Genomic DNA, 13,624 nt, shown 5'->3' with positions numbered 1-13,624 from the left:
TCTCTCAGTCACATCATGCCGCGCAGCCCCTGCCGTGCGGGCATCTCAAACCTTCACACCCAATAAGCGCGCCTGAAGTTCCGCATCCGCTGCCAGATCCGACGCCCGGCCCTGATAGGCCACGGTTCCATTGACCAGCACGCAGGCGCTATCGGCCAGCGCCAACACCGATTCCGCATTGTGTTCGACGATGATCAGGCTGGCTCGATCGCGCAACTTGATCACGGCCTCCATCACCTCCTTCACGATGGCCGGCGACAGCCCCTCGAACGGCTCGTCGAGCAGGATGAGCTTGCTCGGCACCATGAGCGAGCGGGCGATCGCGACCATCTGCCGCTCGCCGCCCGACAGACTTTCAGCCTTGACGTTCCTGCGGTTGTGCAGGCGCGGAAACATCTCATAGGCGTCTTCAACCGTGATCCCGCCTTTGCGGGCGGCCAGGCGCAGGTTTTCGTAAACCGTCAGGTTGGGAAACAGGCGCCGTCCCTCGGGCACGATCGCAAGCCCCAGGCGATTGATGGTGAAGGACTTGGCCTGAGTGATGTCCTGGCCCTCGAGCAGGATCCGGCCGCGCGTAGCTCGAACCACACCCATGATGGTCTTGAGGGTCGTGGTCTTCCCCACGCCATTGCGGCCCAGCAATGCCAGCACCTCGCCCTGATGAACCTGTATCGACAGATCGCTGAGTACCGTGCTGCCGTGATAACCGGCGTCAATATGTTCCAGTGACAGCAAAGGCTGACGCGTCGCATGGGAGGCCTCGTCGGCCGCCCGCCGCACTTCATCGGAAAGTTCCGGCCTGTCCCCGCCCAGGTAGGCATCGATCACCTGCGGATCGCGCGCAACCTCTTCGGGGCGTCCATCCGCAATCAAGTGCCCGCGGTGCAGGACCGTCACCCGATTGGAGATCGTCAACACGCGATCCATATCGTGTTCGATCAGGAAAACGGCGCGCTGCCGGGCGAGCTGCTGGATGAGATCCGACACGACCACGCGATCCGCTTCGGCCAGCCCGGCCAGAGGCTCGTCGAGCAGCAGCAAGCGCGCATCGGTGGCCAGCGTCACGGCGATTTCAAGCAATCTCTGCTCGCCATGTGCAAGGTTCTCGCACTGGTCCGCAGCCCTGTCCTCCAGATGCACGGCCGCCAGCAACGACCAGGCGCGTGCATTGATTGCCTGCTCCCGGTAGGCATCACGCCAGAAACCGAGCCTTGGCGCCATGTGCGCCTGCGCGGCGATCCGGACGTTCTCGAATACGGTCAGGTTCCGGAACACGCTCAGGATCTGATAGGAACGGCCGATCCCCAGGCGGGCCCGCCGGTCCATGGACAGGCGCGTGATGTCCTGGCCTTCGAAAACCACAGTGCCCTCGGTGGGCGGCAGTACGCCCGCCAGGATATTGAACAAGGTGGTCTTGCCGGCGCCATTGGGCCCGATCAGGCTATGCAGCTGGTTGGGATAGATGTCCAGGCTGATGTCATGCGACGTCACCAAGGAGCCGAACTTGTTGGTCAGGTGCGTCACTGACAGAATCGGCTTGTCGGGATCCGCATTCTGCGGCGTGCCGAACCAGGGTTCGATATGAGCGGGCCGCGGGGGAATGCCGGACCGCGTGAGGCTCCAGCGCGGATTCCGGATCAGACGCCGGTACAGCCCATGAACGCCCTCGGGAGAAAGCAGGACGAACAGCACGATGATGGGCGCGAAGATCAACCACCAGTTCTCGCTGATGGCGCTGAGATTATCCTCGAGCACGATGAAGCTGATGGCGCCCCACAACGGGCCGACGAAATGGTGCACGCCTCCCAGGACCGTCATCAGCAAAGGATCCGCCGCGTGCTCCCAATTCAGGTTATTGGCGTAGGCGCCCTGCAGCAGCAGCGCCAGCAATCCTCCCGCGTAGCCGATGAACGCACCGGAGAAAATGAAGGCGACGAGTTTCAGCCGATAGGGATTGAAGCCCAGGCTCAGCATGCGCTGCTCATTGTCGCGCATGGCCTGCATGGCACGCCCGAACGAGGAATGCACCAGGCGCCACATCAGGTAGACTGCCGCCACGATCGTCAGCACCGCGAAGATATTGAACGAATCCCGCGACGGAAATAACGGCCGCGGAACGTTCTGCAACCCGTTTTCCCCGCCCGTAACATCCGTCCAGCGAAATGCGATCTCGAAGGCGATCTGCGAACACGCCAGCGTGAGCAGCGAAAAATAGAGGCCGCGCCGCTTGAGGATGAGCGCCCCGAGCAGGAATGCCAGCACCACCGAAAACAGGACGACCCCTATGAGCGCAGCAACCTCATTGGTGGAAACGTGCAGCAAGGTGATCGCCGCCACATAGGACGCCGTACCGAAGAAAACGGATGCGCCGAAGGGCACCAGGCCCGTGTAGGCCACCAGCAGATTCACGCCCATGCCGTATAGCGTATAGATGGCAATCTGCGTCAGGCGTGTCATCGGCGCCCCGACGAACGCCAGGAAAAAACCCAGCAGCACCAACGAGCTCAGCAGCACGGTGACCGGATGTTTGATGATGTCTTTCATTCGAAACGCTCCCAGCGCTCACCGAACAGGCCGCGCGGCCGAATCAGCAGGATCAGGGCCATCAACACATACATGGATGCCGCCGACGCCTCGGGCGCAAACTGCACGGTCAATGCCGTCACCAACCCCACGAGAACCCCCGCCACGATGGCGCCGGGGTAGGATCCCAACCCGCCGATGGTCACGATGACGAAGGCCGGCATGATGGCCACGGTCGCGATGTCCGGCGTCACAGTCAGCAGCGGGGCCGCCAGCAGGCCGGCCGCGCCGGCCAGCAGGCACCCCAACCCGAAGGCCACCGTCAGAACGCGCGGCAGATTGATCCCCAGCATTTCCACCATTTCCGGATCGCGACTGCCTGCGCGCAGGATCCGGCCATAGGGCGTGAAGGTGAGGAACGCCCACAACGCCACCAGCAACAGGACCGTAATGACGAGCACTGCCACCCGGTAGCGGGTAAGGAAGATCGCGCCGAATTCAAAAATCCCCGCAAAGACGGGGGGCGTGTTGAACGGGATGCCACCCGCCCCCCAGAACAACCGGATCAGGGCAGTGATGAAAAGGGACAGGGCGAACGTCAGGATCAGGCTCAGCAGCGGATCCTTGCCGTACAGATGACGGATCAACAGGCGTTCGCAGACCATGCCGACGAGCGCCACCAGAATCGGGGCCAGGATGACCGACCACCAACCCAACGAGGAATACAGGCTGACGGCGAAATAGGCGCCCAGCGCAAAGAATGCGCCATGGGCAAAATTGATGACGCCCAGCAGGCCGAAGATGATCGACAGGCCGATTGCGAGCAAGACGTATAGAAACCCTAAGACCAGCCCGTTGGCGAGCTGAGAGATGATGATATCTAACATGGCGATTACCGAATGAGGAGGCCGCCCGGCCGGATTCCGTTTTGCGAATCGGCCGGGCGAGATACCGGAGACCAATCACCGCACAGAGACGGTCAGTGCGGTGGCATCTTGCAACCGATTTCCTGTTCGGTGCCAAACAGCGCGTTCAGGTTTTCCCAACTCGGCTGCTTGGGTTCCTGGGCCACGGCATCCAGCCAATCCCACTTATCAGTGATCTTGTCCTTGACCTTGAACACCATGCAGGGGTGCAGCATCTGGTGATCCCAGCTCCGGTACCCGGCATCGTAGGCGCCGTCATTGATGCGGGTCGTCTCGAGGCTCTTCACGATCTTGCCGGCTTCGACAGACTGTGCCTTTTCAACCGCTTCGAGCAGCACGCGGGTGGTGTACCAGCCCAGCCAGACCTTGTCCGCGCACGGAGCCTGACCGGGATGCATCTTGGCGTATTCGGCAGCGAACTCCTTTTCGACCTGGGGGTTCTGCGGGTTGCTGAAGCTCCAGGGCATGCCGTAATAACCGGTAGCAGCCTCCGCACCCACGGACCAGAGGTCGATGTTGCCGATGATGGGGCAAGCCACCGGAATCTTTCCCTTCATGCCCATGTCGGCCCACTGCTTGAGGAAGGTCGACAGATCGCCGCCCGGCAAGCCCAGCATCACCACGTCGGGCTTGGCCTGGCGGATCTTGAGGATGAAAGAACTGTAATCGGACGTGCCCAGCGGCGCCTTGTCGTAACCCAGTTCCTTGCCGCCGGCTTGCTTGAGCAGGCCGGACATGCTGTTGTAGATGTCCTGGCCATAGGCATAGTTGGCAGCCAGGTAATACCAGTTCTTGCCAATTTCCAGACAAGCCGGCGCCAGCGCGCGGCTCGCCACCATGGTCGTCGTCAAGGTACGAAAGGTATATGGATTGCAATCGGACCCCGTCAGGGCCGCAGCCGCGGCGCCGGGGCACAGATAGGGAATCTGCGCGCGGGCGGCAACCGACGACATCGCCAGGGCGGTCCCGCTGTTCGAACCGCCCACGACGGCGAAGACCTTGTCCTGATACATGAGCTTGCTGATGTTCTGCTGGGCGCCCTGAGGATTGGGCTCGTCATACCAAAGCAGTTCGATATCGCGCCCCAGGATCTGATTGCCCTTGCGTTTGAGCGCCAGGGTGACGCCATCGGCCAGCTGCTTGGACTGCTCGGTCCAGACCCCTTGCTTGGCAAACACGATCCCAAGCCGCAACGGACCGGACTGGCTCTGGGCCCGCACGATACCGGGAACCGCCAGCGAGGCGAGTCCACCCACCATCGCCCCCCCTGCCGTCTTCAACACTTCACGGCGCGACCAGAGCGGTCGTTCCAGATGCTGCCCACCATGTTTCGTCGTCATATTTCGTCTCCTGACTGAACGCAAAAATTAGAGGTGTCAACTACTCTTTAGAATGGTAATCTATTATGGAATGCCATTCAATATTTTAAGAATTATAGATAACCCTAATCAATATGAGCACACACAAGCGCAAGTCACTCGCACTCATCGGCCTGGGGGCAATCGGAATCATGCATGTCGAACGGATCCGCAACGGCGCGGATTTCACGCTGGCAGCGCTGGCAGACCCCACCGACCAGGCGCGGGAATTCGCCCAAGCCAACAGCATCCGCTGGTACCCGGGACATCGGGAACTGCTGTCAGCCATACACCCTGACGGAGCCATCATTGCCACGCCCAATCGGACGCATGCCGCGATCGCTCTCGACTTCCTGGCCGAGCGCATCCCCATCCTGTTGGAAAAGCCCATCGCCGACACCCTGGAGGATGCCTGGCGAATCGCACACGCAGAGCAACAGAGCGGCACCCCCGTCCTCATCGGCCATCATCGACGCCACAACGCCATCCTGCGCGAAGCCCACAGGCTGCTGGAGAGCGGGCTGATCGGCCAACCGGTATCGGCCACCGTGATGGCCACTTTCCTGAAACCGGCCGGCTATTTCGACCTGGCATGGCATCGCCAACCCGGCGCGGGCCCGGTGCTCATCAATCTCATCCACGACATCGACATGTTGCGGCTGCTGCTGGGTGAGATCGCCAGCGTCCAGGCGATGAAGTCGAACCGGATCCGGGGCCTGGCGGTGGAGGACACCGCCGGCGTGCTGATGCAGTTCCGGTCCGGCGCCATCGGCACGCTTGTGACGTCGGACTGCGCAACCAGTCCGTGGAACTGGGACCTGTCCGCCGGCGAGGCAAGCCACTATCCGCAACAGAGAGAAAACACGCACTTCATTTGCGGTACCGAAGCGTCGCTCACACTGCCCGGGCTCGACATCTGGCAGTACCGGGAGCGGCAAAAACACTGGCAGGCGCCGCTGACCCAGACTCGCAGCATCCTGCATCGCCAGGATCCGTACCAGGCGCAATTGGCGAACTTCGCCGCAATGATCGACGGCACAGCGCCATCACGCTGCACCAGCCTGGACGGGCTGCGGACCCTGCAAGCGGCGCTTGCCATTCATGAATCCTGCGCAACCGCAAGCACAGTGGCGCTGGATCACGCAATCCCCCAATGCCCCCCGAAAACAAAGGAACATCAGTCATGAAACGACGCTATTCCCTGGCCCAGCTCACCACCCTGGAACTCGACCCGCCTGCGATGATCAGCACGGCCGCCAAAACAGGCTACCAAGCTTGCGGCATCAGACTGCTGCCGGTCAGCCCCGGCGGAATCGGCTACCCGCTCATGGACGACCCTGCTTTGTTGCGGGAGACCCTGGCCCGCATGGACGACACGGGGGTGCGGGTCGCCGACCTGGAAATCATCCGCCTCACCGAGTCATTCAATGCGCAGGATTACATCGCCTTTTTCGAAGTGGGCCAGAAATTGGGAGCGGCCAATATCCTGGTGGGCGGCAACGACACCAACGAGGCGCGCGCGACCGAATCCTTCGCCCGACTCTGCGAAGCCTGCAAGCCCTATGGGCTCACGGCCGACATCGAGTTCATGCCCTGGCTGCCGGTGGACCGGGTTTCCGCAGCGCGGCGCATCGTCGAAGCAGCCGGCCAGAGCAACGGCGGGGTCCTGGTCGATCCGCTGCACTTCGCGCGTTCCGCCAGCACCCTGGAAGAGCTCGCAGCCCTGCCAAAAGCCATGATTCACTATGCGCAGATCTGCGATGCCCCGGCTGGCATCCCCACCGAGACCTCGGAGCTTATTCACACGGCGCGCTGCGCCCGCCTTCCGGCAGGCGAGGGCGGCATCGACCTGCAAGGGATCTTCGAGCGGATCCCGCCGGAAACGCTCATCAGCGTGGAAATCCCCAACGACGCACTACGCGCTGGCATGAGCGCCGAGGCCTGGGCGGCCCACTGCCTCAAGACTTCGCAGCAGCTGCTTGATCAGATCGACGCTGAGAGCCGCTAGCATCACGGCCCCCTTCCCGCGCCACGAATTTCGCGATCCGCCAGCCGAATACGATGGCCGGACCGAGCGTGGTGCCGGGGCCAGGGTAGGTCCCTCGGAAAATCGACGCGAGATCGTTGCCGCACGCGAAAAGGCCGGGAATCACCTGGCCCGCCTCATCGAATACCTCGCCGTTGGCCGAGCCATCGAGACCCGCGCTGCAGGCCAGATCCGCAGGCCAGACGGTGACCGCGTAGTACGGCCCATTCCCGATCGGGCGCACGCACGGATTCGGCTTCTGCGCTTCGTCGCCGTTGAAGCGATTCATCGGGCTGGCACCCCGATGGAACGCAGGATCCTCGCCCCGCTCGGCCGCATGGTTATACGTTTCGACCGTGCGCTCGAGCCCCGCCGCGTCCACCCCCAACTTCGCAGCCAGTTCTCCCAGGGTATTGCCCTTCACCAGATAGCCGGCCCGCTCGAACGCGGAGATGCGGCGAGCGCTTCGGCCCGCCATCAGCAGCCCCAGGCCATACTGACGAATGAACGCCGCATCGACGACCAAGTGGGCCGGCACACTGGTCCCCTTGCCGTCGTCATGCAGCATGCCCATCACGAAGTCATGGTACGAGTTCGACTCGTTGACGAAGCGTTCCCCCCGGCTATTCACCGCGATGAGTCCGGGCTTGGCGCGATCCAGGAGAATATGGGGCCACACGCTGTCCCGGCTCCTGTCGCCGCCGGGCGCGCGAAGGATGGAACAGGGCATCCACAGGCCGGGGCTATCGCCGCTACTCTCGATACGCGCCCCGACGCTTTGCCCCTGCCCGACGCCGTCGCCGGTGTGTGTTTCCGGAGAAAGCGAAAGATCGCGCGCGCCCTCCGGAAACAGCTGCTTGCGCAGCGCTGGGTGACGCGCAACCCCCCCAGTCGCCAGCACGACACCGCACCGCGCGCGGATGCGACGGCGCCCGCCCGGAACCCCGACCACCGCCCCCGTCACTCGCCCCTGTTCCCGCACCAGTTCCACCAGCGGCGTCTCAAAACGAACCTCGACGCGGCGTTGGAGAAGGCTGTAGTAGAGCCTGGCGGCGAGCGCATTGCCCATGACCAGCTGCGTACCTCGCGGATAGCGCAACCGGTCAAGCGCGTATCGGCCCACGACCGCCAACGTGCGCTTGAAATTCGTCCACGAATCAAAAGGCGCGAGCAACATGCCCAGATCCGCTCGCGCCACCATCATGCCTCCCAGGCCCATGAACTCCCTGCGGGGAGGCCGCACCCGCGCAAAGGCCTTCCCCAGCACCCGGGCGTCAAACGGCAGAGGCACGAGCGCACGGCCGCCAAACGCAGCCCCCGGCCCCGCCAGATAATCAGGATGAGCCGCTGCGGCGACGAACTTGACTTCGCTGATCCGCCCGAGCTCGGCGATAGCCTCGGGACCGCTCTGCAGGAATGCCTCACGCGCCTCGTCGCCCCCTCGATCCGCCACTACGGCACGCAAAAACCGCCGGGCGTCTTCGACCTTGTCGGGAACGCCCGCTTCTACGCTCAAGTCGGTGCCCGGCACCCATACCGTGCCCCCCGAAGTGGACATGATCCCGCCCACCTGCGCAGTCTTCTCGCAAATCAGGACCTTCAGATGTTCGTGGGCAGCTACCAGCCCCGCCGTCAGCCCCCCCGCCCCCGCGCCGAATATCAGCAGATCCACTTCCTCATCCCAACCGCCCATTTTCGCCCTCATACCCGAAGAAATAACTCGGCGACCTGAAGCCAGGTCAGATCGTCACGTGCCCGGGAACATGAAATCTTCCATTTCCTGGTTTTGATGAATATAATACAGTAACGGAATGACGTTCAAGTTTTGATGGATGAGGATATTCATGCAACAGTGTGATCTGCTGGTGATCGGATCCGGAGCGGGCGGGCTTTCCGCGGCCGTGACTGCGGCGACGCTGGGGCTGAAGGTCGTGGTGCTCGAGAAGGAACCCGTCTTCGGCGGCACCAGCGCGTGGTCGGGCGGCTGGATGTGGATTCCGCGCAACCCCCTGGCGATGCGCGCCAACATTTGCGAACCCGTCGAGCGACCGCTGAACTATTTGCGCGATGAACTGGGGCCTCGATTCGATGAGAAAAAAATCTCAGCCTATCTGGACGCCGGCCCCAAGATGGTGAGCTTTTTCGAGTCCAAGACGGCCGTCCGCTTCATCGATGGCAACAAGATCCCGGATTTCCACCCGTCCTCGGAATTCGCCGGACTCGGAGGACGCTCCCTCTGCGCCGCGCCCTACGATGGGAGAGAGCTGGGTCCATTGATCCGCCGGCTCCGCCCGCCGCTGGATGAAATCACCTTGCGCGGGCTGGCCATTGCGTCGGGCAAGGATCTCGCTCATTTCTTCAACGCCGGGCGCTCGCCCAGATCCGCACTATATGTGTGTGGCCGGCTGCTGCGCTTCGCGCGGGACCGCCTGCGCCACGGTCGATCCATGCATCTGGTCAATGGCAACGCGCTGGTGGCGCGGCTGCTCAAATCCGCCCAGGACAAAGGCGTGGATCTCATTGCCGAGGCCCATGTGGAATCCCTGATGCAGGAAGACGGTCCGGGCAGCCGTGTCACAGGCGCCCGGGTGTCCATCGATGGCCGCCTGGAAGACATAGCCGCCCGCCATGGCGTGGTCATAGCCTGCGGAGGATACCCGCACGACGTGGCCCGCCGACGGGCCACATTTCCAAAAACACCGACAGGCCACGAACACTGGTCGGCCGCGCCGCCGACCAACACGGGCGACGGCATCCGTCTGGCGGAAGCCGCGGGCGCCCACTTCGACCACACGCTGAAACATCCGGCGGCTTGGGCGCCGGTCTCGCTGGTGCATCGGCGCGACGGACAGATCGCCCGCTTTCCACATCTGGTGGAACGGGCGAAGCCCGGGGTCATCGCCGTCATGAAAAATGGGAAACGTTTCACGAACGAGGCGGACTCCTACCACGATTTCATTGCCTCGCTCATCGATGCAACCGCACAGGACGAGCCCCTGCAAGCGTGGCTGATCTGCGACCATGCATTCCAACGCCGCTATGGCCTGGGCTTCTCGAAGCCTTTCCCGCTGCCGGTCGGGCCTCATGTCAAATCCGGCTACATCCAGCGCGCTCCTTCAATCAGCCAGCTCGCGCAGATCTGCGGCATCGACGCATCGGGACTCTCGGACACCATCGCCGCCTACAACCTGGGCGCGGCCCGGGGCGAGGACCCGGAATTCGGCAAGGGCGCCACACCCTATAACCGCATCCAGGGCGATGCCTCGCATACCCCCAACCCCTGCCTGGCCCCCATCGACAAGGGGCCTTACTACGCGCTACGCCTATACCCGGGGAGCCTGGGCACCTTCGCCGGGATCAGCACCGACGCATTCGGCCGCGCGACCAATGCCGACGGTGTCGCCGTGGAAGGACTGTACGTCGTAGGCAATGACAGCGCCAGCATCATGGAAGGCAACTACCCCGCCGGGGGAGTCACCCTCGGCCCGGCAGTCACTTTCGGCTTCATCGCAGGCCACCATGCGGCCGGGCAATCCGCATCTCTCTGAAATCCATTTAGACAAGGAGTCTCCAATCATGAATACGCTCTACGACGTCGTCATCCTGACCGCCAAGATGGGCAAGACCGGCGAAATCATGGAACACGTGCGGGACGCTCCCCCCGCCAAGGGAGCGACACTGCACGGCATCTGGTATTCGGATATCGGGGCCCTGGGCAAGGTGATGGTGTTGCGTAGCTTCAAATCCGGCGACGATCTCGCGGCGGCCCGCCAGCGGCAATTATTGGATGGCACTTACTACGGCACCGAAGGTCTGATCGACGATGTCGAGATCAGCACCTACGCGCATTTCCCGTTCCTGCCGGCCATCGAGCACGGGAGCTTCGGCGCCGTCTACGAGATGCGGACCTACGGAATCAAGCGGGGAGCCAGCCTGCAGGCCACACTGGACGCCTGGGAAATCGCCGTGCCGGAACGCACCCGCCTGTCGCGGCTGACCTGCGCGATGTATGCGCTGGATGGGAAGACACCGCGATTCCTGAACATCTGGCCCTATGCCAGTCTGAACGAACGCTCGGAAACGCGGGCCGCGGCGGTCAAGGCCGGCGTCTGGCCGCCCAAGGGAGGTCCGGAACACCTGACCACCATGGAATCCCATGTGTACTTGCCAGCACCTTTCTCACCTCTACAATGACGGCTGGCTCGACATCCGACGGGCCGGGCGGCGCTGCCGCACGCCAACCCGATCCCGTAGTCCTGAGCAATAGGACTTCGTCCTGAAAAAAGAGGAATTCCGCATGAGCAGCAGCCTGCAAAAGAGCCTGTCAATCCTGGAGCTTCTGGCCAAAACACCAAGCCCCATGCCGTTGCGTGACATCGCCGTGCATCTGGACAGTCCTCCGGCGACCGTCCACAGGCTCCTGAAGCTGTTGTCGAATGCAGGCTACGTCCGGCAGGACAGATCGAACAATGATTATTATCTGAGCCTGAAGCTGGCTTCATTGGGACTCATCGGGCTGTCCAACACGGGCATCCATGGGGTGGCGCAGCCACTCCTGGATCGCATGGCCGCTGAAACCGGTGAACTGGTGCGTTTGGGCCTCATCGAAAATGAGCGCCTGGTGTTCATCGCCAAGGCGGCCGTGGCCCGCTACGGCCTGCGCTACGATCCCGACGCCGGGCAGGAAGCCCCGCTATGCTGTACGGCCTCGGGCCAGGCCTGGCTGCTCAATCTGACAGACGAAGAAGCCTTGCGCATCGTGACTCGACAGGGCTTGCCGCCCAAGGGCACTCACGGCCCCAACGCGCCGGCCACCATCCAGGAATTCCTGGCGGATCTGACCGAGGCCCGCAAACGCGGCTACGGCCTGAACATCAACGCATCCATGGACGGCATCACCGCCATCGCGGTGCCCATCATCCCCCCCAAGCACCTTCCGGTCGTGGGGGTGCTCGCCATTTCAGGCCCATCAAGCCGCCTCACCAGGGAGATCGCCGAGACCTTCTTGCCCATGATGAAAAAAGAGGCGGAAGAACTCTCGGGAATCACGCTTTATCCCACGCTGTGATCAGCGGCCGGGACGCAAGCGCGCCCCGGCAAGCCCCCGGCGCATCCCGAAACAGGAAGGGCCGTCGTTCATCCGCGTCACGCCCGGCGAAGCTGCCGATAGCACTCCAGCGTCTTCCGGATTCCTTCCTCGAGGCCCGTGTTTGCCACGTCGGGCAACAACACACGGACGTCGCCCCCCTCGATGCGCGAAACAATCGGCAGCGGCGGCCCTGAGATCGACAGATGGGCGTCGGGGACCGCCTTGATCACTTCGGCCGCGAACTGATCCACATCCGCTACCGTGCCGATCATGTTGCAAACGTGGGCTCCGTCCATGCGACTGAAGGCGCTCTTGATGAACGCATCCGCAACATCTTCCACATACACGAAACCTGTGGAACCTGAAAACGGGATGGCATAGGGTTCGCCCGCCACGGCGGCGCGGCACGCCAGGCTGGGTCCGGCGCTGGACCCACCCTCGCGCCCCATCCCATAGACAACCAGCGGCCGCAGACCGATGCTTGCCACGCGCTGCTCAAGACTGGATTCCTCCCAGTAACAGCGGGCGATTCCTTCGCAGGCCAGCTTGTAAACACCATAAAGGGTACGAGGGTCCGGGAGTTCAACGTCCTCCGGCCCAAACACACCCGCGCTGCTGGCATAGGCCACGCAAGCCCATCGCCGTTCTCTGGCAGCCTCGAAAACGTTCAAGGTGCCCAACACGTTGACGCGCGCCCCCAGCACCGGATGCGCCGCGCAGAGCGGCGTCAGCACGCCGGCGAGATGAATGACGGCATCGCAGCCCTCGGACGCCTTGAACACCTGGTCGGAATCCGTGATGTCTCCGATGAACCACTCCACGCCGCTGTCCGCCGCCTTGCCGGCCACCTGTTGCACCAGCGTCCGATCATCGCGCTGATCGAAGATGCGCACATCATGTTCAGCCCGAAGCAACGCCCTGACGATCCAGGCGCCGATAAAGCCCGATCCACCTGTTAGCAATACCCTCATATCTCCTCGCCGCAGTGACTCTTCAAGATGTGCTTGGCCGGCAGGCGCAAGGCAGCTCGTCCGATGGGAAGCGAGCATGCGAAAGAGCGCTCTACACAGCCTTATCAAAAACGAAATTATATTTTGTTTTTTCTATTTTGTGAATATTATTCCGATATTGAATTAACCTCAACAGCATGGCATCGGCAGTTCATCGGAACCCGGCGGACACCCTGGCAACCCTCTCCCTCTCCATACGCAAAAAGGGGCGCTCCGAAGAGCACCCCTTTTCATCACAGCCGAACGGCAATCAACCGATCAGTGCGAACCCCGCTTGTGGCTGAACTTGCGCGCGGCGGCGGCCTGCGCGGCCAGCATCGCCAGCTCGGCTTCCACCACGGCCAGATCCGCCTTGTCCTTCGTGTTGCGCAAAGCTTCCTCGGCGCGCTCGCGCGCCTTGACCGCCTTCGCCTCGTCCAGGTCCGCGGCGCGGATCGCCGTATCCGACAACACCGTCACCGAATGCGGCTGGACTTCCAGAATGCCGCCAGCCACGAAGATGTTTTCCTCGGTGCCGTCGTCACGCTTGATCTTCAGCGTACCCGGCCGGATGCGTGAAATCAGGGGAGTGTGTCCCGGCAGAATCCCGAGATCGCCCGATTCGCCGGGCAGGGCAACGAACGTTGCCTCGCCCGAAAAAATCGAAGCCTCCGCACTGACCACTTCGATGTGAAGAGTCGCCATGTGCGTTC

General features: G+C 62.8%; 11 protein-coding genes. 5 read left to right on the top strand and 6 right to left on the bottom strand.

What is annotated here, in order from left to right; genetic code table 11:
• Positions 1-45: 45 nt before the first annotated feature.
• From WBG56_RS03560 to WBG56_RS03550, 3 genes are all read right to left on the bottom strand, one after another.
• Positions 46-2,544: an ATP-binding cassette domain-containing protein gene (locus WBG56_RS03560; RefSeq protein ID WP_424265323.1), complete on the bottom strand. Its 2,499-nt coding sequence runs from the start codon at positions 2,542-2,544 to the stop codon at positions 46-48.
• A complete protein-coding gene (locus WBG56_RS03555) occupies positions 2,541-3,410 on the bottom strand; it encodes a branched-chain amino acid ABC transporter permease (RefSeq protein WP_424265321.1) in 870 nt (289 codons plus the stop codon). The genes WBG56_RS03560 and WBG56_RS03555 overlap by 4 nt, the downstream gene beginning before the upstream one ends.
• 92 nt (positions 3,411-3,502) lie before the next feature.
• On the bottom strand, positions 3,503-4,789 hold the full coding sequence (locus WBG56_RS03550; RefSeq protein ID WP_424265319.1) for an ABC transporter substrate-binding protein: 1,287 nt from the start codon (positions 4,787-4,789) through the stop codon (positions 3,503-3,505).
• A gap of 113 nt (positions 4,790-4,902) precedes the next feature.
• Between WBG56_RS03550 and WBG56_RS03545 the strand changes: the two genes are divergently transcribed.
• Together WBG56_RS03545 and WBG56_RS03540 are read left to right on the top strand one after the other, a co-directional pair.
• A complete protein-coding gene (locus WBG56_RS03545; RefSeq protein ID WP_424265317.1) occupies positions 4,903-5,994 on the top strand; it encodes a Gfo/Idh/MocA family protein in 1,092 nt (363 codons plus the stop codon).
• Entirely contained in the window at positions 5,991-6,815 is an 825-nt protein-coding gene (locus tag WBG56_RS03540) for a sugar phosphate isomerase/epimerase family protein (RefSeq protein ID WP_424265315.1), read from the top strand. The genes WBG56_RS03545 and WBG56_RS03540 overlap by 4 nt, the downstream gene beginning before the upstream one ends.
• Here the strand turns inward: WBG56_RS03540 and WBG56_RS03535 are convergent.
• The gene (locus tag WBG56_RS03535; protein WP_424265313.1) at positions 6,766-8,538 is read right to left on the bottom strand and encodes an FAD-binding protein; all 1,773 of its coding nucleotides are present in this window, start codon (positions 8,536-8,538) and stop codon (positions 6,766-6,768) included. The genes WBG56_RS03540 and WBG56_RS03535 overlap by 50 nt on opposite strands.
• 139 nt (positions 8,539-8,677) lie before the next feature.
• On the opposite strand from WBG56_RS03535, the gene WBG56_RS03530 reads away from it, so the two are divergent.
• From WBG56_RS03530 to WBG56_RS03520, 3 genes are all read left to right on the top strand, one after another.
• Entirely contained in the window at positions 8,678-10,381 is a 1,704-nt protein-coding gene (locus WBG56_RS03530) for an FAD-dependent oxidoreductase (RefSeq protein ID WP_424265311.1), read from the top strand.
• A 28-nt stretch (positions 10,382-10,409) separates the two neighbouring features.
• A complete protein-coding gene (locus tag WBG56_RS03525) occupies positions 10,410-11,027 on the top strand; it encodes an NIPSNAP family protein (RefSeq protein ID WP_424265309.1) in 618 nt (205 codons plus the stop codon).
• A 103-nt stretch (positions 11,028-11,130) separates the two neighbouring features.
• Positions 11,131-11,901 (top strand): IclR family transcriptional regulator, encoded by a 771-nt coding sequence (locus WBG56_RS03520; protein WP_424265307.1) that lies wholly within the window; start codon positions 11,131-11,133, stop codon positions 11,899-11,901.
• A gap of 77 nt (positions 11,902-11,978) precedes the next feature.
• Here the strand turns inward: WBG56_RS03520 and WBG56_RS03515 are convergent, their stop codons facing one another.
• Positions 11,979-12,893, bottom strand: coding sequence for an NAD-dependent epimerase/dehydratase family protein (locus tag WBG56_RS03515; protein ID WP_424265305.1), 915 nt, complete (start codon positions 12,891-12,893; stop codon positions 11,979-11,981).
• 297 nt (positions 12,894-13,190) lie between these two features.
• Positions 13,191-13,616 (bottom strand): F0F1 ATP synthase subunit epsilon, encoded by a 426-nt coding sequence (locus tag WBG56_RS03510; protein ID WP_424265303.1) that lies wholly within the window; start codon positions 13,614-13,616, stop codon positions 13,191-13,193.
• Positions 13,617-13,624 lie beyond the last annotated feature (8 nt).

Origin of the sequence: Castellaniella sp. (assembly GCF_049671645.1) — a bacterium.
Taxonomy (GTDB): Bacteria; Pseudomonadota; Gammaproteobacteria; order Burkholderiales; family Burkholderiaceae_B; genus Castellaniella.
Note: the sequence above shows the minus strand (reverse complement) of the source record. Positions and strands in the feature narration are given on the sequence as shown.

Excerpts from the sequence above, each read along its gene's own strand:
- WBG56_RS03555 (WP_424265321.1), bottom strand. The coding sequence starts at position 3,410 with ATGTTAGATATCATCATCTCTCAGCTCGCCAACGGGCTGGTCTTAGGG.
- WBG56_RS03560 (WP_424265323.1), bottom strand. The coding sequence starts at position 2,544 with ATGAAAGACATCATCAAACATCCGGTCACCGTGCTGCTGAGCTCGTTG.
- WBG56_RS03540 (WP_424265315.1), top strand. The coding sequence starts at position 5,991 with ATGAAACGACGCTATTCCCTGGCCCAGCTCACCACCCTGGAACTCGAC.
- WBG56_RS03520 (WP_424265307.1), top strand. The coding sequence starts at position 11,131 with ATGAGCAGCAGCCTGCAAAAGAGCCTGTCAATCCTGGAGCTTCTGGCC.
- WBG56_RS03535 (WP_424265313.1), bottom strand. The coding sequence starts at position 8,538 with ATGAGGGCGAAAATGGGCGGTTGGGATGAGGAAGTGGATCTGCTGATA.
- WBG56_RS03515 (WP_424265305.1), bottom strand. The coding sequence starts at position 12,893 with ATGAGGGTATTGCTAACAGGTGGATCGGGCTTTATCGGCGCCTGGATC.
- WBG56_RS03525 (WP_424265309.1), top strand. The coding sequence starts at position 10,410 with ATGAATACGCTCTACGACGTCGTCATCCTGACCGCCAAGATGGGCAAG.
- WBG56_RS03530 (WP_424265311.1), top strand. The coding sequence starts at position 8,678 with ATGCAACAGTGTGATCTGCTGGTGATCGGATCCGGAGCGGGCGGGCTT.
- WBG56_RS03550 (WP_424265319.1), bottom strand. The coding sequence starts at position 4,789 with ATGACGACGAAACATGGTGGGCAGCATCTGGAACGACCGCTCTGGTCG.
- WBG56_RS03510 (WP_424265303.1), bottom strand. The coding sequence starts at position 13,616 with ATGGCGACTCTTCACATCGAAGTGGTCAGTGCGGAGGCTTCGATTTTT.
- WBG56_RS03545 (WP_424265317.1), top strand. The coding sequence starts at position 4,903 with ATGAGCACACACAAGCGCAAGTCACTCGCACTCATCGGCCTGGGGGCA.